Source organism: Bradyrhizobium sp. UFLA05-89, assembly GCF_059803475.1.
Genome location: NZ_JBANBA010000092.1, coordinates 1 through 25,017, shown reverse-complemented (window position 1 = coordinate 25,017; position 25,017 = coordinate 1). Strand labels below are relative to the sequence as shown.

Annotated in this window: 19 protein-coding genes and 2 pseudogenes; 10 read left to right on the top strand and 11 right to left on the bottom strand. The window is 57.0% G+C overall.

All coding sequences use genetic code 11. From position 1 onward, the window contains the following. Positions 1 to 27 precede the first annotated feature (27 nt). Positions 28 to 450 carry a hypothetical protein gene (locus SO139_RS34025; RefSeq protein ID WP_498541362.1) on the bottom strand — a complete coding sequence of 141 codons (423 nt, stop codon included), beginning with the start codon at positions 448 to 450 and terminating at the stop codon, positions 28 to 30. Here SO139_RS34025 and SO139_RS34020 point away from each other — a divergent pair. Next, a complete protein-coding gene (locus tag SO139_RS34020) occupies positions 445 to 1,344 on the top strand; it encodes a HipA domain-containing protein (protein ID WP_498541361.1) in 900 nt (299 codons plus the stop codon). The genes SO139_RS34025 and SO139_RS34020 overlap by 6 nt on opposite strands. Before the next feature lie 5 nt (positions 1,345 to 1,349). Beyond that, a complete protein-coding gene (locus SO139_RS34015; RefSeq protein ID WP_498541370.1) occupies positions 1,350 to 1,676 on the top strand; it encodes a helix-turn-helix domain-containing protein in 327 nt (108 codons plus the stop codon). A gap of 86 nt (positions 1,677 to 1,762) precedes the next feature. Here the strand turns inward: SO139_RS34015 and SO139_RS34010 are convergent, their stop codons facing one another. Both SO139_RS34010 and SO139_RS34005 read right to left on the bottom strand, forming a co-directional pair. Further along, on the bottom strand, positions 1,763 to 1,957 hold the full coding sequence (locus SO139_RS34010) for a hypothetical protein (protein ID WP_449380774.1): 195 nt from the start codon (positions 1,955 to 1,957) through the stop codon (positions 1,763 to 1,765). Between the two features lie 436 nt (positions 1,958 to 2,393). Further along, a complete protein-coding gene (locus SO139_RS34005) occupies positions 2,394 to 3,407 on the bottom strand; it encodes an IS630 family transposase (protein WP_498541360.1) in 1,014 nt (337 codons plus the stop codon). Positions 3,408 to 3,828: 421 nt separating this feature from the next. On the opposite strand from SO139_RS34005, the gene SO139_RS34000 reads away from it, so the two are divergent. Then, entirely contained in the window at positions 3,829 to 4,881 is a 1,053-nt protein-coding gene (locus tag SO139_RS34000; RefSeq protein WP_498541359.1) for an alpha/beta hydrolase family protein, read from the top strand. A 220-nt stretch (positions 4,882 to 5,101) separates the two neighbouring features. On the opposite strand, the gene SO139_RS33995 is transcribed toward SO139_RS34000, so the two are convergent. From SO139_RS33995 to SO139_RS33975, 5 genes are all read right to left on the bottom strand, one after another. Beyond that, positions 5,102 to 5,242, bottom strand: coding sequence for a hypothetical protein (locus tag SO139_RS33995; RefSeq protein WP_498541358.1), 141 nt, complete (start codon positions 5,240 to 5,242; stop codon positions 5,102 to 5,104). A 319-nt stretch (positions 5,243 to 5,561) separates the two neighbouring features. Then, entirely contained in the window at positions 5,562 to 5,846 is a 285-nt protein-coding gene (locus tag SO139_RS33990) for a hypothetical protein (protein ID WP_498541357.1), read from the bottom strand. 217 nt (positions 5,847 to 6,063) lie between these two features. After that, complete coding sequence (locus tag SO139_RS33985) at positions 6,064 to 6,546, bottom strand: MarR family winged helix-turn-helix transcriptional regulator (RefSeq protein WP_498541356.1); 483 nt, start codon at positions 6,544 to 6,546, stop codon at positions 6,064 to 6,066. Positions 6,547 to 7,265: 719 nt separating this feature from the next. Then, entirely contained in the window at positions 7,266 to 7,658 is a 393-nt protein-coding gene (speD, locus tag SO139_RS33980; RefSeq protein ID WP_498541355.1) for an adenosylmethionine decarboxylase, read from the bottom strand. A 217-nt stretch (positions 7,659 to 7,875) separates the two neighbouring features. Further along, positions 7,876 to 8,097: a hypothetical protein gene (locus SO139_RS33975; RefSeq protein WP_498541354.1), complete on the bottom strand. Its 222-nt coding sequence runs from the start codon at positions 8,095 to 8,097 to the stop codon at positions 7,876 to 7,878. Positions 8,098 to 9,969: 1,872 nt separating this feature from the next. Between SO139_RS33975 and SO139_RS33970 the strand changes: the two genes are divergently transcribed. From SO139_RS33970 to SO139_RS33960, 3 genes are all read left to right on the top strand, one after another. Next, positions 9,970 to 16,431: an amino acid adenylation domain-containing protein gene (locus SO139_RS33970; RefSeq protein WP_498541353.1), complete on the top strand. Its 6,462-nt coding sequence runs from the start codon at positions 9,970 to 9,972 to the stop codon at positions 16,429 to 16,431. Beyond that, complete coding sequence (locus SO139_RS33965) at positions 16,424 to 17,851, top strand: MATE family efflux transporter (RefSeq protein WP_498541352.1); 1,428 nt, start codon at positions 16,424 to 16,426, stop codon at positions 17,849 to 17,851. Before SO139_RS33970 ends, SO139_RS33965 begins: the two co-directional genes overlap by 8 nt. Positions 17,852 to 18,190: 339 nt before the next feature. Continuing rightward, on the top strand, positions 18,191 to 18,865 hold the full coding sequence (locus SO139_RS33960; RefSeq protein WP_498541351.1) for a 4'-phosphopantetheinyl transferase family protein: 675 nt from the start codon (positions 18,191 to 18,193) through the stop codon (positions 18,863 to 18,865). Here the strand turns inward: SO139_RS33960 and SO139_RS33955 are convergent. Then, entirely contained in the window at positions 18,798 to 18,992 is a 195-nt protein-coding gene (locus tag SO139_RS33955) for a hypothetical protein (RefSeq protein WP_498541373.1), read from the bottom strand. The two genes, SO139_RS33960 and SO139_RS33955, sit on opposite strands and share 68 nt — an antisense overlap. Positions 18,993 to 19,017: 25 nt before the next feature. Here SO139_RS33955 and SO139_RS33950 point away from each other — a divergent pair, with 25 nt between their 5' ends. The 4 genes from SO139_RS33950 (at position 19,018) to SO139_RS33935 (ending at position 23,250) form a co-directional block, all read left to right on the top strand. After that, positions 19,018 to 19,395: a hypothetical protein gene (locus SO139_RS33950; RefSeq protein WP_498541350.1), complete on the top strand. Its 378-nt coding sequence runs from the start codon at positions 19,018 to 19,020 to the stop codon at positions 19,393 to 19,395. A 432-nt stretch (positions 19,396 to 19,827) separates the two neighbouring features. Then, entirely contained in the window at positions 19,828 to 20,742 is a 915-nt protein-coding gene (locus SO139_RS33945; RefSeq protein ID WP_498541349.1) for a DNA-processing protein DprA, read from the top strand. Continuing rightward, the gene (locus SO139_RS33940) at positions 20,714 to 21,361 is read left to right on the top strand and encodes a hypothetical protein (RefSeq protein WP_498541348.1); all 648 of its coding nucleotides are present in this window, start codon (positions 20,714 to 20,716) and stop codon (positions 21,359 to 21,361) included. Before SO139_RS33945 ends, SO139_RS33940 begins: the two co-directional genes overlap by 29 nt. 485 nt (positions 21,362 to 21,846) lie before the next feature. Next, positions 21,847 to 23,250, top strand: a complete 1,404-nt coding sequence (locus SO139_RS33935) for a methyl-accepting chemotaxis protein (RefSeq protein WP_498541347.1) — start codon at positions 21,847 to 21,849, stop codon at positions 23,248 to 23,250. A 33-nt stretch (positions 23,251 to 23,283) separates the two neighbouring features. On the opposite strand, the pseudogene fcl reads toward SO139_RS33935, so the two are convergent. Together fcl and SO139_RS33925 are read right to left on the bottom strand one after the other, a co-directional pair. Beyond that, positions 23,284 to 24,232, bottom strand: a pseudogene (fcl, locus tag SO139_RS33930) (GDP-L-fucose synthase). After that, positions 24,213 to 24,944 (bottom strand): annotated as a pseudogene (locus SO139_RS33925) (GDP-mannose 4,6-dehydratase); the annotation flags it as partial. The pseudogenes fcl and SO139_RS33925, both read right to left, overlap by 20 nt. Between the last annotated feature and the right edge of the window lie 73 nt (positions 24,945 to 25,017).

Genomic DNA, 25,017 nt, shown 5'->3' with positions numbered 1-25,017 from the left:
TAATGGGTGTATCGTGGACTTGACGATTCAGACGTTTTTCAACGGCGAGTGGCACGACGCCGTGTTGAAATTCCGAAACCGGCACTTGGGCACAAGGCCTCTTCGAAGACCATCTACGAGATCGCATACTTCGCGGACCATGCTGCCGTCGCCTTGGCGGAAGGCAGAATCGTGCGCGATTTGCGCGCTTACTCGATCGCCGCCCCCGTCGATCTCGACGATCGGTACGCCCCGACATGGCCGGCCTTCATTCTGGATCTCATTCCGCAGGGCCGGCACGCGAGACGCATCGCCGAATTCATGCAACTCGATCCAAATGCAGCGTCCACCGAGATCGAGCTCCTCAGAAGAGCCGCCGGCTCGCCCGTCGGCAACCTTCGGGTCAAGGAAGCGCACCTTCTGGAGGCGGCGCGCATCGCCAAGATGTCGCGCGTCGGCGTCATCATGCAAGACATCCTGAAGCGCGACGCTACCTTCCTCGAGGTGGCGGATCACTTCTCGATGCTCGCCTCCGGATCGACAGGTCTTCAAGGCGACTGGCCCAAAGTCGCGCTCACGCAAGCGAAGGACGAGCTCTGGTACCCTGCGTCGATGGTGGAAGACCAGGACGCGCGCGCTCACGTAATCGCCAAGCTTCTACGCAGCGGCGAAGCGATCGACAAACGCATTCTCGAGGCCGAAGCCGGCTACCTGAAAGTAGCCAAGGATTTTGGCCTGAACGTCGAAGGTGAAAATACCTATGGCGACGGGGTGCTCGTCATCCCTCGCTTCGACCGCCTGGTCACCGACAGAGTACTGGTGCGCTACGGCCAGGAGAGTCTCATATCCGCGCTTGGCGTCGCAGAATTCGGCGCAAGGAGGCACCATGAGGCGTACCTCAAGCTCATCCAAGAGGTATCGGCGGATCCTTTCGAAGACACCGTCGAATATCTGCTGAGGGACATCCTCAATTTGGCGATGGGAAATCCGGACAATCATGGCCGCAACTCCGCCTTTCGGAAATTTCCCGATGAAACAATCCGGCTGTCTCCACTCTTCGACTTCTGTCCGATGAAGCTCGATGCTTCGGCCATTCCTAGGTCTACGACCTGGGAATGCATGCGACTACAGAACCGGGATACGAACCCCGATTGGCGCGGAGTCTGCGAAGCCGTCGCCGCTCCCGGAGTTCCTGCCGATCGTCTGATGGAGCGCTTGGCCGCGAAGGAGAATCTGTTGCGCGCTTTGCCTGACCTCGCGCGCCAGCACGAGATACCCGACGCCGTCGTGCAGAATGCAATCATCAGGAACAAGGAAATGGCGGACGGCGTCGCGAAATTGCGGAACGTTCCTCCTAACAGGTGATCGACATGCCGAGATGGCGCAAACCGACCAAAGTCGAGATTCGAGAGCGCCGCGCCGCCGTTGCGGCGAAGGCGCGGGCAGCCGAGCTACGGCTTCCACATGCTGTCGCGGAGATGCGTCACGCGCTCGGGCTTTCGCAACCCGAGTTCGCGAAACTGTTCAAACTTACGACACGTCAGGTCGCCGAAATCGAGCGCGGGGTGGCGAACCCGACTTCCGAAACCCTTCAAAAGATCGGACGTGCGTTCGGCTTTCAGATCGGCTTCGTGCCGATCACGTCTTCAAGAACAGAGGGCGCAGTGCCATCCTCTGATTCCGAACCGACTTCCTGAGCGCTCGGAGCTGTCCATGGTCGTGCGAACGTTTCGAAGGACGGCACCGGTCTGCTGATAGGGTGCTCCAGATAGTCTCCAACTCATCAGCCCGCCCGATCTATCGCACCGAACGCTATGTCCCGCCCCAGGATTTCTGGCGGCCCGTCACGAGTCTCCAAATCGGGCACTTCCAGCAAGGCAATCTCCGGCATCGCCTTCCCGGCGATCGCCTGCAAGTCCTCCACCACGCCGACGGTGGACTCGATGACGGCGACGATCCGTCTCGCGCTTGGGCCCACTGCCGGCTCATGAACTTGCGTTCCTTGTCCAGGTCGTCGCGCATGTCGTGAACTCTTCGACGACGGCCTCAACGCGCTGACGAATCTTGTTGCAGTCAGGTACTGATACATTTGCTCGACTTTAGTCTTTTGCCCTGCTGGACCAGTCGCGAACTGCTGACCTCGAGCACCGATTGACGCAAAGCGATCGCGAGCGGAAGCGCGAACGCGGGTGTCCGCCCCTGCAGCGTGACTAACGCATGTCTTTCGTTGGCTCACGCGAAGCGTGCTAAACCGGCTCTTGTGCTAACATTGTGCAAAGGGCTGAAAGCTCCGTCAATCTCCTAGCGTGATGATTTACCTTAGCCCTTGCGTGATAAGGATTTGAAGTGCGAACCAAGCCGCTTTCATCGCGGCGCTGGTCTCCTAGGTCAGCGTTTTCTTGGTTTGAATCATATCAGGCGGCTTCGGCGAGTTTGTAGGACCATGTATGGACGACAGGATGGCGATTGACGTCGTCGATTCCGGCCATGATGCGCTCTTTGAGTTCGTGCTTTGACGTCACCCTGATGTGACGCAGGACGGAGCGGGCGAACTTGGAGAAGAAGCCCTCGATGAGGTTGAGCCAGGAGCCGTGTTTGGGCGTGAACGTAAACTCGAAGCGACCCGCCGGTCGCGTGTCGAGCCAGGTCTTGGTCTCTTTCGAGATGTGCGCGGAATGATTGTCGAGGATCAGCTTGATCGCGGTCCTGGCCGGATAGGTGGCATCGAGAAGCTTGAGGAATTCAACAAATTCTCGGCTGCGGTGGCGATCTTTAACGAGCGCGTGTACCTTCCCGGTGAGCAGGTCAATCCCCGCCAAAAGGCTGAGCGTGCCGTGACGTTTGTACTCATGAGCGACCGGCCTGTCCGATTTCTTCGACTTGGCAGCGGCTCTTTTCAGAACCTGGACCTCGCGATAGACATACAGAACCTCAGCCATCTTCTGCTCGAACTCGGCGTCGCGGTTCTCAAGATAGTACCGCACTTTGTGCGGCTTGATTTCCTCTTGGCCGAGAAGCTTGCACACCGTGCCCTGCACCAAATGGGCGAGACATTCATGTCCGGCGTCCGGTCCGTGCTCGCGCGCGTGGCGGGCCAGCAGCCGTGTCGTCCACAACTCGTGCGGATAGTCATGATCCTTGGCCTTATCGCAGGCCAGAGAGACCAGCCACGCCTTGGCCTCCGGCGTGATCACCGGCTCCTTGCCCGGTCGCGGGCGCTCGTCGAGCGCCGCCAATGCGCCCTCAGCCACCGCCCGCTCGACGCAGCGCTGCACGGTCTGATGATGGACGCCAAGTCTTCGTCCTACTGCAAAGAACGACGGGTTCTCGCGGTAGGCAAGCAGCATCGCCGCCCGGGACACCCGCCTTGCCGGTTCGGTCCTCGACCGCGAAAGAGCCGTCAACGTTTCAATCTCATCATCGGTCATCGCCAACTCGACCGCTTGCCGCCATCCTGCCATGATGAAACTTCTCGTTCAGTCAATCCCAAACGAGGAATCCAGGAACAAACGTCCCGTTCCACAACTGCCAAGTTCATGGAATCGGTCGTCTAGTCGGCGCCAATAGAGGCGTCGTAGAGCTCGGCACTGCTGGCAGTTTATAGGCTTTTATTCCAAGGGCTTTGCGGTTCGCGCCAAGTTTACTGAGTCGCGGATCGTCTGGTGCAGCGGAATGCAGGTGGATGAAAAACTGCGCGCGCTCGCGACCAAAGGCAGAATTGCAGCGCTACATGGCTTAATACTGCGAAGTTTCTCCAGCGATGTCAGCTACTGTCTCCGTGACACGTGGAGCTAAGCTGGCGCTATAGAACCGGCTATCTCTTCAGATCCGCACTAAGGGGCAAATGGGATGGACGACGCTGCGTGGCCCCAGGTAAGGGGCGATCTTAGATCCACGCGATGGGGCGCTGCGGCGTTCCTCAACAATCTCGAAGCCGCCTGCACAGGTATTAGCCGAGCTGAATGGGTCATTAGATGGATAAACATCGGAGATGCCCATCGGGTCCTTGGTGATACGAATCGGGAAAAGGGATACCTTGACGAGGCGGCACAAGATTGGCTATGCGCGCTAACCGCCTTTGAAGTTGCAAGGCGTTTGGCATGTGAAGACGCTTCAGACAGCGCAGGCATTCCGGCCAAAATCAACGCTGTCATTCAAAAATTCGGAGCCTTGGAACAGAAGATCGAGCGAGTGCAAATCGAGTGCTGCGATCAAGGTGAGATTGTCGCGCACTACTTGCCCGCAGACGGTCGCAGCTCTAGCGCCCCAGCAATTATTTGCATCAGCACGGAAGAGGAGCCGGCAACGACGCTGCTTGGAAGGCTCTTGCCCGTTGTGATGGATCGAGGCATGTCCGTCCTTGTTGTCGCTCACGAGGACGTCTCAAATACCCGGCGCGGTCAGTCGGACATGTACTTGTCTTGCTGTGCGGATTATTTAGCAGCCCGGTCAGACATTGATGCTGCTCGTATAGGCATCTATGGAGACGGGTTATCCGCTGCCATGGCATCCGATTTCGCTGCATCCGACAGCCGCGTTGCCGCAGCGGTCTGTGACGGTGGCCTCTGGAATTTGGCTCGGATGCTGGCGTCTGTCGACTGGGTTACCGGAACCACAGATGTGCCGGACGAGGAAGTGATCTCGGCCCGTCGCTTGCGGTTGCTCCGGCGGTTGAGATGCCCTGTTCTCGTGGTAGCAGGTGGCCGCGGCATCGTCAGCGCGTCGGAAGCGATGAAGCTGCTGCGTAACGACGCGGCCGCACCCATTGATCTGCAGTTGGCCATACCACGGACGATCACGACCGACGGAGGAGAGGTCGAAAATTTCGTGACCTCCGACGATCGAATCTTCGGATGGCTAGAGCACAAGCTTGTGCTGAGCTCGCTCTCTATTCATTGTTGAGTCCTCGCCGCTCGCGCTGCTGTATTCCGTTTCCACAGGCGATATCGTCAGTATAACTTCTCACACCTCAGCCTCACATCAGGAGGCGCCATAAGCGTGGCCATGAGGCATTACTTGCAAACGAATGTACGGCGGACAAGCTCGCGTCGACATACATGGGCGATATGACGCCCGAACAATCCCAGGGAGGTTGCTCTGTAGAAGTCCAATTTGAGCCTAGTCAGCCTTCGGCCCAGGCCCTTTGCGAGGCGTTGAGGGCGCGCGAGAAGTAACCGTCGTGACGATAGGAGAGGCCCAGATTGGTCCAGAGCGCCGGCGCCCAAGCGGAGTGCGAATAGCGCGAGCCATTGGGTTGGCTCATATCCTCCCGCTCAGTGCGGCGCGCGTATGCATCGAGGGCTTGCAGCAATGATTCATCCTCGGCTGCTGCAGTCGCGCCGGCCTTGAACAGAGGCTCGCTGAAATGGGCCTCAATAGCCTCTGCAAGTCTTTGTGTCCATTTCGGCAAAATGGTAACAAAAGCAAAATCAATGGCTTATCAAAAAAATGTTCCCATCCACTATTTGGAACCTGGAACCTAGCTTCCCCCCTCTAGCCTCCCCCTTGCTGAGACCGACATGCTCGGACACGGGGCCGGACTGGCGTTCTTTGGGCGGAGCCAGCGGTTCACGGCCCGCGACCTATCCTCGCGCACCAGCGTGAAGCGGACCGATCTCCCGGGTCTCAAGGCGCCCCCTCCATGGTCGACACGCATTGCGCGCAGCCAGCACCTTGTGCTGACCGAACAACGTCAACGCGATCGTCATCATGACGCCGATCACGATGATCATTACGAAAATCATCTGCGACGCGATCACGATATCCATCAGCATACGGGCCATCGTTGCCGCCGGTCGAAAAAGCAAGCGTAACCAAGCGAAGACGCGCGCCCAAAGGCTCTGCAGCTCGCGTTTCGCTGCGGCCAAGGGTGGAATTTCGCGCAAGGATCATCCCACCAACTGCTAAATCGAAAAGCGCGCCAGCGGCGCGATGGACATCGTCCTCTCAGCGGCAGATCACAACTTTCGACGCATCATCGTGTATTCGTCAAGTTGCGGGCTCAGTAGGCCTAGGCGCCGCGGTTCAAGTCGTGGTGCCGAGCGAGCAGGCTCTGATGCTAGCTCAGCACCGCGTCATTTAGATCTACAATATTCCGATACTCAGCTTTTGAGATGCCAATCGGCTGTTCTTAGCAATTAAGAGTAGCCGTTTATTGACGTAGTGAAGAGACTCCTCGTCGAGCCCGTCAAGCATCGCGGCGTTGAGAGCTTGTCGTTTGATTGACAGCTTCCTGATTTCCGCCCGCGCCTTTTGCGTCAGTGAGATCTGTAGGTATCTCGCATCATCAGGCGAGGTCACACGCGCCAGGAAATCCATTTGTTCGAGTTTCTTTGTTTGGTTGGTAACAAAAGCAGGATGGATTCGCAGCTTGTTCGCAACCGCTGTTCCCGAGACGCCTCGACCTTCATCGAGTTCGTCGATGGCCATGAGGATCAACCACTGCGCTTCGGTTATGCCTAGTAGCTGAGCCCAACTCTTGTGTATTTCCTCGAGTTGGGAATGGACCTCAACGATGTTCCAGATGAAGTCGTTAACGGCTCTATCGAGTTGTTCTTTCACTTGCATGTTGCTGTTCCCGGCAGTTCAAGGTGTCGCCGATACGCGCACAGGTTGATGTCCACTTCGGCGAAAACCTACGTACGCTTCTCGTGCGACCTAAAAAAGTGCACGGGCGACACAGTGCTATCAAAAACAATTGAGAAGCACAATTGATCTGAGTGCGCATCGACGTCGCAGCTACCGAGTTTGATGTCGGGGATATGTCACTTTTGCGTCTACTTTTAATCCAAGTAGAGCTCGTCTGCGTTCTGAACCCAACTGACTTTGTCCACGAAAACGTCTTGCGATAGAATAAACCTGCTCAAGGAAACCGTGCTTACGATCCGACGCTTTATCGAAGTCGCGAGATGCCACTCGGCAAGCTGTATGCAAAACGGCTATATCTGCACTGGCTAGCGACTGCGAGCAAAATGGAAGAACTCTATTCGATAGAACTTTCTTCAGTTCTTTGAGGAGACACGCATTGCAACAGCGCCGCGCGCTAGGTCGTCATCGTTGCGACATGACACGGCTTCAAGATGATAAAAACTGAATGATGCCTCATTCGTCGACGACGCTCAGGTGAAGATATCGAGCACCCAAGCTGCTCCGGTCGTTGTCATCGCCGCCATCGTCCGCAAGATTGCGAAGGGCGGGCCCCAAATCGGCTTTCGCAATACTGCTGACGCGACGCATGCGCGAGCGAAGCAGCCTCCGCGGCCAATCCAAGGAGATCGACAGCTGCTTCAACGCGTTGGCTTGATTGACTCGCCTCTGCGGAAGCGGCGAACGTCAGAGTGTTCGGGCTGAAACGCCTCAACTAGAATTGGGACGGCGCTCTCAGGATCGCTGTTGCCACATACGAAAACATCGGCGGCCGCGTAGGACCTCTCAGGCCAGGTGTGTAAGGCGATGTGCGATTCGGCCAACAAGGCTATTGCGGAGACGCCGTGACCCGGACAAAACTTATGAACATGAAGATGGAGCAATGTCGCACTCGCCGCCAGGATGGCTTTTCGGATTGCGTCTTCGGCAATGACTGGATCGTCAAGTTTCTTCGCTCCCCATAGGTCGATGAGCATATGCGTCGCACCGGAGGACAGAGACGGCGGGGTTTCCTTCTCGCTATCAATAGTCACTCAGAAATCTCCATTGAATTGTGGGCCCATTAAGCTGAGCTATTCGGGATTAGGTGACGGGGTGATCAGGCCCGCTCGGCACCTTGATTGCGTGAATACCGTCATTGAATCTGACAACTGCGACCTTCGGCACCTCTTTGTGCCTTAAGCCACCGCCAGACCTTTATTTTGCGATCACCAGCTCGAACACCATTGCCCTGGGGGCGGTTGGTTGGCATCAAGGAGCCCTTCGTCTGCGTGGTCCAGTCTTGCCCTGGCGAACACGCTCTCGATTGAACTGGTGGTCCGCAAGAGATCTCTGTTCGGCAAGGAAATGGTCGAAGGCCAGCGGTGCGCCGGCATTCAATGCCCGGCTGTACTTGGCGCAAACCTTGTCGGCAAACAGTTCGGTCGCTGCTTCGCGCGGACGCTCGATTCGCGGCCAATAGACCTGGCGCAAATCCCTCTTCGTGGTGGCCTGAACGACGGTGGCACTGGAGGTTCGCGGTCTTTTGCACCCAGCATCGTGGTGCCTTGTGCCTGGAAAGACCTCGTCGAGCGTCTTGTAACAGTCGAGCGCGCCGTCGCCGGCATTGGCGCTCGTTGTGATTTGTGACCTCGTCTCTATTGCTTTGCCGAGCCAAGCCTCCGCTGAGGTAGAGGGTGTGGCTGTGCGTGCCGAAAGCGTAACCGAAGCGACCGGCCCCGGTGACAGAGACGCTTGCACTCGCCTTATTTGCGCTCAGCGCCATGCGGGAGGGGGCGAGGCAGGTATTTGTACAGTTAGAGACAGCGCCCCGGGCCTCACGTTTGAGGCCAAACACCGAACTGCTTTTCTGGGAGTTGTAGTCTGCCTTGTCGTCTGCAAGGAACACATGAGTAGCGATGCCACCATCATAGACAGACGGAATGTCGGGATTAGTGAAGCATTTTTGGCCGCAATCACCGCGGACCTGCCCACCAACATATCCTCCGACCAAGCTCCACGGAGTCGATGACAGACATACTGTTGGCTCAAGATCCGCCGAATGGGCTACGCCGCTTGCGACCAGCGCAATCGTTGTCGCTCCCCCAGAACGAACTCCAGATCGCATCAAACACTCCGCGGCGCTGCTTCTATCGACAACCGAGCACTTTCGAGCTTGCATCGGCGATGGCGCCGTGAACGAAGCAAGCAGCATGCCGCTTGGAAATTGAGGAGTCTCGAGTTGCTTCGTACCGGGTGCATGCGTCAAGTTGTGGACAATTGTCCTAAAGCTGACAATCGCTCTGCACGTACCGACAATATTTCGCGCGAGAGGAAGCCGCCTCCCTCGCTGCAGAGTAGAAGGAGCCTTTTGTCGGTTCCGACAGAATTTCGATCTCACCTATCGAGGCTGATGCGAACCGGTCTAATCCACGGGTTCTTACCGACGAGCGGAGCCGGCCTGGACGCTGACCCATCTGCCCGAACAGCGCACCAGCAACGCTGGGTGATAGAAGTCCGGCTCGCGGGAAATCGTCGTCACGCAACTCGGCACGGCGGGAAAGGCTCGCCATCAGCGTCTTCCAGCTTACCACGAATACCTGTAACACGCCGGCTCCGGCTTCGCTGTGGTGCTAAGCGGCTGCGAACATCGGCAGATTAAGGACCTCGCCGTGGCTGGTTCTGCACGCCTACCACTCGTTAGTTTGCCCGCACTCGCTAACGTCAACTCTGGCCACGGAGAGCAAGCTCTAGAGTACCCAAAAGAGCGCTCCAATACGCTTCCGAACCTTAATTGAAGCGTGTGTAGTGCCGCTTGGCCGCCGCGAGATGCATGCTCGACAATCCTTTTCATCGCGTCAAAGCAAGTTTCGGTCTCCCCGTCCTACAGCACAATCCTACAAAGCCAAAAGCGTCAAAATGCTCGAGACCTAGCAACTGCCCCTCAGCGGCTACGCAACTGCCTCGTGGAAAACAAACACGCATCAGTCTTGATGTCGACGTCATCGCTTGGGACCGTAGACAACATGCAACCCGGCGAGTGTCAGGTCTTTCATCAGGAGAGCAAATGCAGAATTCACAAGCCAAATCCGGGTCTCTGGGCGCGTTGATTGCGGGTGGCCTGCAGACGACGCGTGTCTACTACCAGATCAGGTAGATGCCACCGCCAACTTGAGGCCCTAGCGTTCGGCCGTACTCCCCTGCCGATTATCGAGGAAACAGTGAGCGCAAAGGACGAGAAGCTAACAATTAGTCAAAACGGCACACTATGACTGGCAGAACCAGGGTGGAGAAATGTACCCGCCATCCAGGACCCTCGGCGTTCTGATTCAAGGGCCACACAGGGCGACGAATGGCGGAAGGCGTATGCGTAAGGAAAATCGATCGGACAAAAATCCTGTCGAGGAACGTCAACCGATCGACCCGATCATGGAGATCGATCGGCTTGCATCTTCGGATCCCGAGAGGGTTGCCCTGAGATACGGCGCAGACGCACTCACCTACAAGGCGCTACGCTTAAGATCGGATGCCCTCGCGAGGACGTTACGAGAGAGGGGGACTCACGGCACAGTGGTCGCCTATTTGGGTGAGCGGGACCTCGATTGGGCGACGACTGTCGTCGCAATCTTGAAGGCTGGATCAACCTACCTGCCGCTCGATCCGTCGTTACCCGCTTCTCGTACATCATTCATGATCGAGCAGAGCCGCTGCGCTCTGATTATTGGTCCAGACCGGCTGGCGTCGCTTAGCCAATTCCAGGCGAACGGCAAAGCCACCACGCAATTCGTGACGATTGAGGCGGCGCTGCGCGAAGGCCAAGCGTCGTCTCTTGCGCCATCATCGAACGGGAATGGACTTGCCTACATTCTGTTTACGTCTGGTTCGACGGGCCGCCCCAAGGGCGCAATGATCGAGCGCGCAGCGCTGAATAATCATTTGGCGGCAAAAATTGACGCTTTAACCCTAAGCCGGACGGATTGCGTCGCGCAGACAGCGTCGCACTGCTTTGACATCTCGCTGTGGCAGCTTCTGGCGGGGCTTTGCGTCGGCGGCTGTAGCGCTATCATCGATGATGCGACCCTGAAATCGCCAGTTGGTCTTCTCCAATCAATTCAACAATGTGGCGTGACGGTTGTTCAATTCGTTCCGTCGATGCTTGCGGTGTTTGTTGAATATTTGCAATCGCTTGCGGCCGCTGAGCGAGCTCTGGACGGTTTGCGGGTTATTTCTACGGTCGGAGAACCTCTCACGCCGGGACTGGCGCGCGCGTGGCTTACCTTATATCCTCTGGTCCCCATTCTCAACCACTACGGGCCGACCGAGTGTGCGGACGGCGTTGCGCATCATCTGCTTTCCGTCCCCCCTGCGCTGGCTGACCTCTATGTGCCGATCGGCAAAGCGATTTCCAACCTAGAGGTTTATGTCGCGGACGGACCGCGGCTGTGCAACCCGGGAGAGGTCGGCGAGATCTGTGTTAGCGGCGTTGGTGTCGCTGCTGGTTACGTCAATGACGACGACCGCACCAAGGATGCCTTTGGGCCAAACCCGTTCTCGAACGATCCTTCGTTCCAGCGTCTATACCGGACAGGTGATCTCGGGCGCGCTCGTTCCGACGGCCTCTTGGAATGTCTCGGTCGACGGGACCGTCAGGTCAAAATTCGCGGGCACAGAATTGAGCTGGGAGAAATCGAGGCCCGCCTTTGCGCTCATCATTCGGTACGTGGCGCCGTCGTGGTCGCCTCCGCCTGCGCAGGCGTGAAGCTTACGGCGAGAGACATAACCAAGGCTGAGGGGGAAACTGGATCGCGGCGACTTATCGCATACGTGTCGGCCCCGGCTGAGGTGGGCGAAGGCGAGCTTCAGAACTTTCTTGCCGAAGCGCTTCCCACCTACATGCTTCCAGAAAGAATCATCCACGTCGGCAGTATTCCACTGACCAGAAACGGAAAAGTCGATTTTGGAGCCTTGCCGGACCCGGCCAGTGTTCGCCCTTTCTTGCCGACTCGATTTGAAGAGCCGCAAACAGAGCTCGAAGCTCAGCTGTGTCAAATTTGGTCCGGCGTTCTGCGCATTGAGAACATTGGCGTAAATGACGACTTCATAAGCCTCGGCGGAGACTCGCTTCGGGCGATGCTTATATTGGGCCAGGTGCAGACCTTGCTCGGAATGAGAGCGGATTTCAGGCGCGTTCTGAATGGAACGATCCGATCTCTTGCGGCGTCGATCTCGGCTCCAGTCGAATCGAAACCGTGCGCAGCCCCGACGCACGGTAGGCTAACGCGAGCGCCCCTCACGCGAGTTCAGGAGCACCTATGGTTTCTCTCACAGCTTGATCCGTCTGCCAGGAACTACATCATTCAGGGCGGCCTGCGAATAAAGGGCAGCATCGATTTGGCCGCGTTCAATCGCGCCTGGACCGATGTCATTCACTCCCATCAGGCATTTTCCGCACGCTTCATCGACGAGAAAGGTCCGCTTCAGTTATTCGATGCTCCTCAATGCGCAAGCCTTGAACTGGCTGATGCATCTCATCTCACGGCGCAGGAAGCTGAGGAGCTGATCGCAGAGCTACGGCGAACAGAACTTTACGCCAGTTTTGATCTCGGCCAAGGCCACTTGTTTCGCGCGCGTATGATCCGTTTTAGCCCTGACAACCATCTGATATTGATCACCGCTCACGAAATCATCATCGATGCCTGGTCGATCTCCGTTCTGCTCAGGGACCTTCGACAAAGGTACGTAGATGCTGCGGCGTTCTTGCCAGAAAATCGGGCGTCACTCTCGACCTACGCTCTCTGGGAAATCCAGCACACGACGCCGGAGGCGCTGGCCAAGCAACGGAGTTATTGGCGTAATCAGATTGGCGATGATCCGCCGGTTCTTTCGCTCGGAACGGGACGAGCGCGGCCGCAGACAAATTCCTATCGCGGCGCTTCGCATGCGGTGCTGCTCGGCAGCGAGCTCTCCAATCAGGTCCGGGAGTTTGCGCGCCGCCATAGATGCACCACGTCGACAACACTCCTTTCATGTTTCAAGCTGCTGCTGCGGATGTATAGCGGTCAGGACGACATTATTGTTGGCATACCTCACGTCGTACGGGATCAACCAGGCAGCGACGTAATTATCGGCTTTTTCCTGAATATGCTGCCGATCCGGACCGCGATCGATGTCGACCAGTCCTTTGTGGTTCATGCGTTGCGCGTCCAGGATCTAGTTAGCACTGCCATCGCAAATTCGGCATATCCATTCGGCTGGATGGTGAGGGATGCCCGTCTATTTCGCGTTCGCGAAGCCGGCCGCTCACCGATCTTCCAGGTCATGTTCAACATGTACTCCGAGGCCGCCGAGCCATCCGGCCAACATGAGTTGGATCTGACATTCCGCGAATATGAGACCGGCTATGTAAAATTCGATCTGACATTGTACGCACAAGATCAGGGCGATGAAATTGCTCTCCAGCTAGCCTATGCGGAAGACATATTTCCGAGCGATCTGATTGTGCGCATGGCCGACAATCTGCGCGGTCTGATCGCAGCTTGCATTGAGAAGTCGCTTGCGCCCATTAAGAATCTGAGCTGCCTCAGCCCGTCAGACGTCGCTATGCTGGATTCGCTGGTTGGCTCGGTGCAGCCATATGAGACTGAATGCCCGCTTGTCGAGGCGTTCGAGCAAATCTGCGTCTCGAATCATAGCCAGGTGGCATATTTCGGTAAGTTCGGTGAGATCACATTCGGCCACCTGCGCGAGCGCGTAACATCTGTCAGATCGCTACTGCGGGCTTCGGACGTGGGAGCTGGCGATATGATTGCCATGCTTGTCGACCGGTCGCCCGACGTGGCCGCGGTTATTCTTGCGGCACGAGCCTTGCAGTCCATGGTTGTCCCGATATCGCCGGATTATCCGCGTGATCGGATCGAACATATCCTGCGAGATAGTCAGGCAAAGCTCTTGGTTCACGCAAATGCCGCCGAGCGTGGTTTCGACGTGCCGTCGGTCTGTCTATTGAGCCTAGAGGGGGCGAGCGTGCCCGCGCACGATTTTGGGCGCAGGGACAAACCATCAGATCAGGGAATTGCAAGCCTTATTTACACGTCGTCATCAACAGGAAGGCCGAAAGGAGTTCTTATACCGGAATCGGCAATTCTCAATCGACTGAACTGGATGTGGCGACGCTTTCCGTTCGACGGTACCGACGTTATGGTTGTGCAGAAGTCCGCATCACTTGTTGCTTCGGCATGGGAGTACTTTGGGGGGCTTCTGAAGGGTATACCGGCGCTGATCCTAGCCCAGGAGCAGTTGCTGGATCCGGATCTGCTATTATGCGCGTTGGCAAGATGTCGTGCGACACATTTATTTGCCTCTCCGCCACTCCTATCCGCCGTCATCGCTTCGCAAGAACGGCGCCCGCGACCGACGTCCTTGCGGCTGGTCACAAGCAGCGCCGAATCGATGCCTCCCTCGCTTCCCGGGCGCTGGCGTGCGAATTTTCCTGAAACGCCGTTGTGGAACTTCTACGGTGCAACGGAATGTGCATCCAATGCAGCAGTGTATGAAACATCGGAGGCCGACGACGGCTCGTCGGTTGTCCCCGTTGGGCACCCAATCGATAACGTCAAACTCTACGTGCTCGATGCCCAGTTAAGGAGAGTCCCTGTCGGAGTTGCTGGCGAACTCTGCATTGCCGGACGATGCGTGAGCGCTGGGTACTGGCGGGATCAAGATCGGACCAACCGCTGTTTCATCCCGAATCCGTATGATGACGGCCGATTCAGCGTTCTTTATCGAACTGGCGACATCGCACGCATTTCAACCGGCGGCCTGCTCGAGATTTGCGGCCGATCGGACAACCAGATCAAACTACGGGGCTTTCGAATTGAGTTGGAGGAGGTCGAAACGGCTCTTGAGTCTCATCCTGCAATCGCAAAAGCCGCGGTCGTCGCAGACGGCATGGATAGTCATCGCCGCTTGATCGCCAGCGTGGTTCCGGCTCGCCACAGTCTAAGTTCTGGAGATATTGTCACTCACCTGCGCCACACATTGCCATCCTACATGATTCCTGCCGCCTTCCGTTTGGTTGACAGCATCCCCCTTACGGCAAGTGGGAAGATAGATCGTTCTCGCCTGTCGTCCGTTCCTTACCGCGAGGTGGGGCCGGTTCCCTGTGCTGAGCCCCGCACGCGAAAGGAGCGCATTCTTGCTGCGATCTGGCAGGATCTATTAGGGACCAAGTGGGTCGGACTCGATCAGAGCTTCTTTGATATCGGCGGAGATTCTCTTCTCAGCGTGCGCTGCGTCACGCTGGCGCGCAAAGCCGGGCTGCATCTCACTGTCGAGCGAGTTCATCGAACACCGACTATCCGGGAATTGGCGGCAGACGAAGCGGTTACACTCCATTCCGCGGATGGTTCATTGGCAGTCACCCCCGCAATCTCATCTTGGAACCGTCTTGCCGCCTTCGACGAGCACTTCAACATCGGCGATCTGTTCTTCTTGCCCGCCGGCGTCCTGAACGTCCGAACGCTGGAGCGTGCCCTTGCCCATGTCATGAATAGGCACGAAGGCCTCAGACTGCGTGTCGCTCGAACTGCTGATGGCCTACGTCTGACAATCGAACCTTCCGTGGCCGAACGCCTCGTGGAAGAGATTGATCTTGTCGGAATAGACGTCCTTCAGCAGCGCAAGATAATCGAGAGCATCTCGGCAAGGCGTCAGCATATGTTTCGGTTTGACGGCCAGACGCCGCTTGTCAGCGTCACAGCGTTCCGCACAGCGGAAAGCGGCGATTACTATCTTCTGGTCCTGATCCATCATTTTGTAGCGGACGGGATCGGCTATCGCCTTTTCCTGGAAGCGTTGGATACGGCATACAACGCTTTTGCCTCGGGCCATGCTCTAAGCGGTCCCGAGAACACACAAGCGCTCTGTCCATGGTTGAAGCGCCTTGAGCACTACGCGAACAGCGAAGCGCCAGCCGAACTCGAATACTGGGAGGGGATTGACTACAATCAGTTCGATTTTCACATCAGCGACGCTTCATCTGGCGGCGCAAGCCTTTCGAAAGTGACGGCGAGAGAGCTTCACTATGCACGCCTTGAGGGGCGCGCGGATGAAGCGAACTGCCGATCCCTCTGGGAAGATCAGGCCAAATACCATCTTGAGATCGACAAACAAGCGACAGCTGATCTCTTCAATATTGCAGCCAGGTGGGCGCATTGTCAGGACGTCGATGTCTTTCTTGCGGCCATATCCAGCGCCTTTGGACGCGTTTTCGACAACTACTCGCTCTGGATCGATAGCCTTACCTCAATCCGTGGGCGACTTTTTGATGATCTCGATCCATCTCAGATCATCGCCCATATCAGCGAACTTGTTCCGCTCCCCTTGAGACTGACAGCAACGGAGCACCGCCCCGATCGTGCGCGTTCAATATACCGCCAGCGCAATTCCCTGCCGCGCAGGGGAATCGGGTTTCGGGCCATGAAATTCTTAAACCGAGATGTAGACGTGCGGAGCCGGGTCGGTCGCCTGCCCTTACCAAGAATTGGATTGAATTATCGAGCGGGTGTGCAGCGCCATTTTCCACGCCGTCTCTTAGCCAGGGAACCCTCTCGACTCTGGATCGGCGAAGACATGGATGAAGGGTCCGTGATTCACCTGTTCTGGTTCGATGTCGGATATGAAGCCGGCCAGCTTCAGATCGAAGCGAGGTATGATTCAAGCCAAGTCGGTTATGAGCTGACCCGTAATCTTTGCACAACATTGCAACAGGAGTTGGTGCAAACGATTAGCGAATGCGGAAGAGCTCGCGACACGTTCACCCATGAATGAGCCAGATGCGGAATTCGCCTTCGAGAGCGATCGCGATGCGATGCCGAAGAAGATGCAGCACATTGACCTATCGGCCCCCAATCTGTCGAGCCTCATTCTGCGGCTCGCGATTCCGTCTGTTGTTGGCTTGTCGATCAACGCGTTACAGCAGGTCGTCAACGCGATCTTTGTTGGCGCGCTTGGCGCACAGGCGATCGCAGCTGTCAGCATGGCCTTCCCGATCGTGGTCCTGGTCACAGCAGCTGGACAGGGGATCGGTGTTGGAGCAGCGTCGGTCATATCTCGTCATCTTGGCGCTGGAGAGTACCTGGAAGCGAGTCGAGGCGCGAGCACGGCACTCGCGCTCGCCGTTCCGATCGGTATCACGGTTACGGTCGCGCTGCTTATAAACCTGCCAGGGATCTTCGTAACGCTCGGGGCGACCCCAACCATTATACCCGTGGCGCTCGACTACACAACGACGCTTTTGTTTGGGTACACATTGATGCTTCTAAACATTGTCAACGGATTCGTCGTCAGGGCCGAAGGCAATACACGGTTCAGCATGTGGACGATGGTTACCGCCTTCATACTGAACGCTGTGCTTGATCCCATCTTCATATTTCTGCTGGACCTCGGTGTGCGAGGCGCAGCCCTCGCAACGCTGGTATCTCAGATAGCTGCTGTTAGCCTCTATATCGCGTATTTTGCGAGGCTCCGCGGGATAGTCCTCGTCAGGATATCTCACGTCTCGTTGCGAGCTGATCGCATCAAGCAGCTCGCGTTCATAGGGGCGCCAGCGTCCGCGACCAGTATTTTATCGGCAATTGCCGTTATGCTCTTGTACGGAGCTGCTGCGACGTTCGGGGACGAGTCTATCGCGGCCCTGGGAATAGCTGTACGGATCTTGACGATCGGCGCACTGCCTATCGCCGGCTTCTGTATGGGCTCGCAGGCTGTCCTTGGTTTTGGCTGGGGTGCACGGGACTTTGCTCGTGTACTGAAGGCTGCGAAGTTCATACTCTCAATAACGGTCGCGTTTTCCGTTGCGTATTCTGCGGCCGTTGTGATTTTTGCCCGGCCTTTGGTTGGGCTGTTCAGCAATAGCGATAAGGTCAGAGAAATTGCTGTCTCGACCTGCATCGTCTTCCATCTGTTCTTTGGGTTTTTTGGTCTTGAGAGTTTCGTAACGACGATGCTTCAGTCGTTCGGGAGGGCGCGCCTCAGTGCGGTTGTGTCCTTCGCGAGGCAGGGCTATCTCTTCATACCGGCCGTACTATTATTGCCGATCATATCGGGTTTCAACGGACTGTTGATCAGTCAAGCAATCGCTGAGCTGGGCGCCGGCATGATCGCGTTGTTTGTTATGTTTCAACAGTTCGCTGAGCTTAGACGAGCGCTCTGGCATCCCACTTCAAGAGCAACCCAGATTGTGGGTTGAAACTGACGACGGATATCACCGGAGCATTGGGCCTACATCGCCCGCGGATGTGTTGCACTCCAAGAGAATGAAGAGCGTTGCGTGCAAGAGTCATGCGCTACAGTAGTGGTCTTGAGCGGTGACGTTCGCAATGCAGCAAAAGCGCGTGTTGCAGGCCGCCGCAACGGCAGTCGGAAGCGGACGCGGAGCTGGAGTTTCCCGCCGGTCGAGATCGGGGTGCCGCTCGCATGATGAGCTGGACTCCCGCGACTTGAAGCTCTTGTGGTCGCAAGCTAACCACTCGCGGGAATTCAAAGGTCCCGCTTCGCGCTCCTCGAAAAAAAAGGGTTTGTCCCAGCTATGAAAACGCTCGCGACGTTAGGAGCTGCCATTTCTGCCGCTTTGGCGCATGATATCAGCTTTTCGGGCGGACCAATGTACGATCCCGCTCCTCCTCCGTTTCCCCCTGAAGCGAAAATGTTAGGCAACGTGTCCCTGCGTCGTCGGCGTGAATTCGCTTGGGGACGTCATCACGCTCGCGAGGCATTGCGCCGCCTCGGATTCACTCCTGATCCGATTTTGTCTAGAAGTGATCGGGCTCCTCTTTGGCCCGTAGGCTTCGTTGGGAGCATTTCCCACTCTTCGTCTGATTGTGGCGCCGTTGCGGGATGCTCGAGAAACGTCCTCGCCCTGGGATTGGACATCGAAGATGAAGAGCCGCTCGGAGCTGACCTTATGCCAATCATATGCACCTCCGCGGAACTACAACGTCGGGAATGGTCCAGCAGTCGCTTTGGCCCGAAACTAATCTTCGTAATCAAGGAGGCTGTATACAAAGCATATTCGCCAGAAACCGGTGAATTCCTAGATTTTCAAGATGTCAGCGTTAGAACGGGCGACCAGAGTGGGTTTTTCGAGGCGGAGATCATCAATCCGGAAAAACCTATGAATCTCGGCAGTCGGACTATCAATGGAATTTATCTCCCGTTTCTTGGAGGTATTCTTGCATTGGCTGTGCGATTTCGAGGCTCGTAAGTAGCGCTGCGAAACTTGTCAACGTTGCCCGGAGCCTTGGCATGAAATGATCATCGATCTCGCAGGCGCTATACAGTTGGTACGGCAGCCAGCCGCTGCTGACGATGATGATCGTCCCTTCGTTCACGTCAGACATCGAAGAGGAGGGGAGCATGGACCGGGTGTTTCTCGCGCCTGAACGTATCCAATCGCTCGATATCGTTAAGCAGCTCAATCTGCTCAGCGACTTGGATAAGGGCAAAGCGGGCGGCATCAGGGATTCTGTCGTGGTTTTCGTTGCGAAGAATCGCCAGCAGCTCGGCGGTGCTCGCCAAGCCAGCGACCGCCACAATTCCCAATTCGTCCATGTGGACACGCAGGGCAGACAGTCGGGCTACGCTGCCTCATCAGCATTTTACGCCTTCACAAATCGTGCCGGTGGCGTGTCGTTCGACAGAGATAACCGGTACGAACCGCATTGTGAGCCGGGTGCCGGCCTCACAAATCGGTTCTGCATTCGCGGCATCCGACTTGTTCGGCCGCGACCATAGGCAGAGCCGCGCGGACCACTGCCTGGCAGACATTATGGCTGGCTTCAGTTGTGGAGCCGGGGCGTTACGGGCGAACAGTGCCGACTCTTCAACACCTCTTCCTTTTCGGTGGAAAGGTCTCCCCGATTTTGGCGGCGGCCGACTGATCGGCGCGTCTTGGGGGTGGCAATTCGCTACATCGCTGTCGGGTTGACGCCCGAAGCGGCCGATACGTGCTCGGCCTTGTCCGAGGACAGAGCACCGGCAAATCAAGGAAATGTTAACCATTTAACCCAATGATCTGTATGGAGATATTGTATTGTTCTTGATTTGTTCTTTGTGGGTTGCTACACCTCCAGACGCTTTTGTCCCCGAAAAGCGTCGGCTTTCAAAATGGTGGACTTCGACTCTGTTTGATTCGACGCCGCCGCAGGGGGTAGCTAGGGTTGGACGATGAACCTTCTCGCACGAATGAATGACGGGCCGGCCGTACGGTCAATCTCGCCGCGTAGGGAGTTGGGTGCCTACGAAGCGCTGTGGCTTGAGAAGGGGGCTACCTTCAAAACGATCGCCGAGAAATTCGCATCGGACCCGACTGCTGTCCCTTCCGACTTCGTTTCAGGTGCTGTGGCGGATGTTCGCGCATCGGAAGTTCTGGCTGCGCTCAAGAAGGCAGGCGTATCTAGGTTCGGAACTCGGCTGAATCTCACTGGCAACTATCCTCCGAAGCTCCGGGATGCAAGACATCCGGTGGAAATGCTTTATTTCCAAGGTGCTTGGGAGTTCGTCGAGACGCGTTGCGTTGCCGTCGTGGGGAGCCGCAATCCTAGCGAAGATGGAAAATCGCGTGCGGCGAGGCTCTCACGCGCGTTGGTCGAGCGCGGCTTTACGGTTGTGTCGGGCCTGGCAACCGGCATCGACACTGCAGCTCATACAGCCGCGATCGAGGCGAAGGGCCACACAATCGCTGTGATCGGCACGCCGATCGGGACCTATTACCCGAAGGAGAATCAGGCGCTCCAGCGCAGGATCGCGGAGGAACATCTGCTCATTTCTCAGGTGCCAGTGCTCCGGTACGCTAGTCAGCACGTACCGCAGAACAAGCTGTTTTTCCCTGAGCGCAACGTCACGATGAGCGCTCTTACCAAGGGGACGATCATCGTCGAGGCCAGCGACACAAGCGGGACGCTCACGCAGGCTCGCGCGGCCTTACAGCAAGGCCGAAAGCTGTTCATTCTCGATTCCTGCTTCAAGCGAGATGACATCACTTGGCCGGCGAACTTCGAGAAGAGGGGCGCGATCCGTGTCCACGATCTCGCCGATATCTGGGGCGCGTTAGGTGATTGCACGCCTTCTCCAGCAAATTGACGAGACCAACCGTAGAGACCACTGGTACCTCGACGAGGGTGACGATTGTCACTACCTCTACGAATATACGGCCCGTTTGGGTTGGCGCGGCGGCGAGACCAATCAGCTCGTTCACAATCTTCAGAAGAAGCGAGGCGACGGTGGGTACCAATATAAGGCCGCGGCAATCGCTAGATGCGCGAACGATCTGTCAGCGGTTTTAAACGCCGAATGGTTGGCCCAAGCCACGATTGTTCCGGTTCCGCCATCGAAGATGAAAGCCGATCCCGCCTACGATGATCGTATGGTGCAGGTCTGCCGAGGAGTCCGCGCCCCGGCGCCTCCCGACGTCAGAGAGTTAGTCGAGCAGATCGCCTCGACGAACACTTTCAAGGGCGGCAACCGGATGTCGCCGACCGAGCTCAAGCAGAACTACAGGATCGCGGAAAACCAACTGCAGAACCTGCGCGGTATCGTGGGTATCGTCGACGACGTCCTCACGACAGGCTCCCATTTCAAAGCCGTCAAGGAGATGATTCTTGAGCGCGCTCCGCAGACGCGCGTAATTGGACTATTCGTTGCCAGACGCGCGCTCGCAGATCCATTTAACGAAGTGCCGATCGAAGACCTACTGAGGTGAACGATTGTCACCCACAGGCCGCTGCGATAGAGCCGGCTCCGCCGGCGTAGGGGCGTGCCTGGACATGTTTCATGCCACGGCCCGATTTTCCTTGGAAACGCCGCGTGCGACAATCTTTAGGGCGTCATCGGAAAGCGGCCGCTGCAGGCCCTTCGCTTCGTCCCATGGTGCGCGTCAAGCCATAGACTTAGGTACGGTCCCGGGGCTGACTTCGACTTGGTGCCCCGGTCTCCATCGAAGATTGTCCAGATCAGCGGATTTCTTCATGCACTGGATACTGATCACCACTCAACAGCGGCCTGGTCCAGATCGCGCTCGCATGCTGTCGCCGAGATCTTGGACTGCGCGCCAAGCTTTCCTCGCGAGCAACTGCACATATACGCCGGTATACTCGGCTATACGCAGGTATAGGTGCGCCACCGATAGGATGGTGCGCAAGGGAAATCTTAATTGAGATTCGATACGCCCACTTATGTTGGATTCAAGTGGCGGTTGGAATTATGTGGCACAATCGGATATCAAATCTCGCCCTGGCATTATCCGTCCCAGCAGCAACAATTGCGGCTAATGCAGATGCGCTCTCACTTCACTTCTGGGCCGGACTCCTTCTCGGCGGATTGATGTTGCTCCTTTCCTTCATGACGTCGACGAGACGGGAGGCGGCAGCAGCGACCTTGGACGAAGCGATGGCGATCAAAGCGTTCGAGTCGATCAAAGATGGTATTACAATTTATGACGCCGACCGCTGCGTGCTCGGCAATGATGCTGCAGCTCACATGCTCGGGCTTTCCAATGCAGAAGAACTGAGAGGATTGGATATCGCTACGCTTTCTCTGGATCCTCAACCGAACGGCAAGACGGTTGCCCAGATGTTCGAGGAGACCAATGAGGTTGTGATGAGGTCGGGCCACGTCGCAATCGAGTGGTGGCTTCGGCGTAAAGATCAAACCTCCGTTCCGGTCAGGATTAGTCTTGTCGTATCGAAATTCAGCGGCCGTCCGATAGTCGTGTGTGTTTGGCAGGACATAACCGACCTGGTCCGTATGCGCGAAGAGAGGCTGAGTCTTGCAAGGAGATTTGATAGCGATGTGTCGCGGGTCGTCGACGTTGTGGCGAGCTCAATGCAGGACATGCAAGCGGTTGCATCGGAAATTACTGCTTCAACGGACGATGTATACCATCGCACTGAAGCTATGACAGGAATGGTGAAAAAGACGGAGGAAAACTCCACTGCCGTGTCTTCGGCTGCTCAGGAATTCTCGGCCTCGATTACCGAAATCAGCCGACAAGTGTCGACCGCGGCGAGCATTTCGCAAACTGCGCGCGATAAGACCGTGCGCGCTGAAGCTACATTAAGTGAGCTCGTTGCGTCGGTGACGAAGATCAGCAGCGTCGTCCAAATGATCGAGAGCATAGCCTCGCAAACCAATTTGCTGGCCCTCAACGCCACCATCGAGGCAGCACGCGCTGGCGAAGCGGGGCGAGGTTTTGCAGTCGTGGCGGGGGAAGTTAAGAATCTCGCCGCACAGGCAGCAAAAGCGACGAGCGAGGTTGATACTCAAATCCTCGCCATCCAACAAAAGACAGAACTGGCAACTGCGGCGATGGGGGACATCGCTGACATAGTCGACAAGGTGCAGGAGATCTCGAGCAGCATATCGGCGGCCATAGAAGAGCAGTCCATTGTGACGAACGACATCTCAAGAAGTATCACCAGCATCAGTTCTGATATGCGCGATGCGTCCCGAGACATTTACCAACTGAATGATGCATCGCGCACCTCTGGCTCATCGGCGGGCCAGGCGGTTGGGAAGATAACCGATCTGAGCAAAAATATCGCATCGTTACAGGGGCAGGTCAGTGACTTCTTGATCAAAATAAGAGCGTAGTAGGGCGCGCTCAGTTCAATCCTGGTATCTTCGTCAGTCCTCGCCTGATGTCAGGAAGGCGCGGTAAGCCTGCTGGATGCCATCTCTCAGGGACGTTTTTCGCGCGCCAGCCCAGCTTTGCGAGCCTGCTGACGTCGAGCAACTTGCGCGGCGTACCGTCGGGGCGAGAAGTGTCGAAGGTGATGGCGCCGCTATACCCGACGATGTCGGCGACGACGCGGGCGAACTCGGCGATGGTGACGTCCTCGCCCGTGCCGATATTGATCAGCTCTACGGCCGAATAGGTCTTCATGAGGTGAACGCAGGCATCCGCCATGTCGTCGACATAGAGGAACTCGCGCCGCGGCGTGCCGGTGCCCCAGACGGCAACGCTCGCTGCACCTGAGAGCTTCGCCTCGTGAAAGCGGCGGATCAGGGCTGCTACAACATGGCTATATTCGGGATGGTAGTTGTCGCCGGCGCCGTATAGGTTGCTCGGCATCACGCTGATGAAGTCGCTTCCGTACTGACTGCGATAGGCTTCCACCATCTTGATGCCGGCGATCTTGGCGATCGCATAGGGCTCATTGGTCGGCTCCAGCGGACCGGACAGCACCATGTCTTCGCGCAATGGCTGGGGAGCAAGTTTTGGATAGATGCAGGAGGACCCCAGGAACATCAGCTTCTCGACCTCATTGAGATGAGCCGCGTGGATCACATTCGCGGCAATGGCAATGTTGTCGTAAATGAATTCGGCGCGCAGTGTATCATTTGCGACGATGCCGCCGACCTTGGCGGCAACCAAGAACACAACTTGGGGCCGCGTCTTGGCGAACCAGCCGAACACCTGGGCCTGGTCGCGCAGATCGACCTCGCTTCGTTCCGAAGTGACGAGCCGCACGTCTTCCTGCGCAAGCCGGCGCATCAGCGCGGCCCCGACCATGCCGCGATGGCCGGCGACATAGACCGTCTTGCCCTTCGGCTCAAACGGTGTGGCGGCCACCGGCGGCCTCCCGCTTGGCGTCGTTTAGGTCGGTTGCCATCATCTCCTGCACGAGCTGCGCAAAGCTGCGCTTCGGCTTCCAGCCGAGCTGTTCGCGCGCCTTGGTGGCATCGCCAATGAGAAGATCAACCTCGGTCGGGCGGAAATAGGTCGGGTCGATCCTGACCACCGTCTTGCCACTCGCTACATCAAGGCCAACCTCATCGACACCATTGCCGTGCCACGCGATCTTGCGCCCAACCTCGGCGAATGCGAACTCGACCATCTCGCGCACCGACCGCGTCTAGCCGGTGGCGAGGACGAAATCATCGGGCTTGTCCGCCTGCAGGATCATCTGCATGCCTTCGACGTAGTCGCGGGCATGCCCCCAGTCGCGCTTGGCTTCGAGATTGCCGAGATAAAGTGTCTCCTCGAGACCGACCTCAATGCGGGCGACGGCGCGGGTGATCTTACGGGTGACAAAAGTCTCGCCGCGAATTGGGCTCTCGTGATTGAACAGAATGCCGTTACTTGCGAACATGCCATAGGCTTCGCGGTAGTTCACCGTAATCCAATAGCCGTAGAGCTTGGCCACACCATAGGGCGAGCGCGGATAAAACGGCGTGGTCTCTTTCTGGAGGATTTCCTGAACCAGGCCGTAAAGCTCAGACGTCGAAGCCTGGTAGAAGCGCGGCTCTTTCTCCAAGCCAAGATTTCGGATCGCCTCGACTAGACCCTATGTTTGCCTTCTGAGGTGACGGGCGGCCCGCCCCGCGGCAAGCTCCTATCGAGGGTTGCGCCGGATG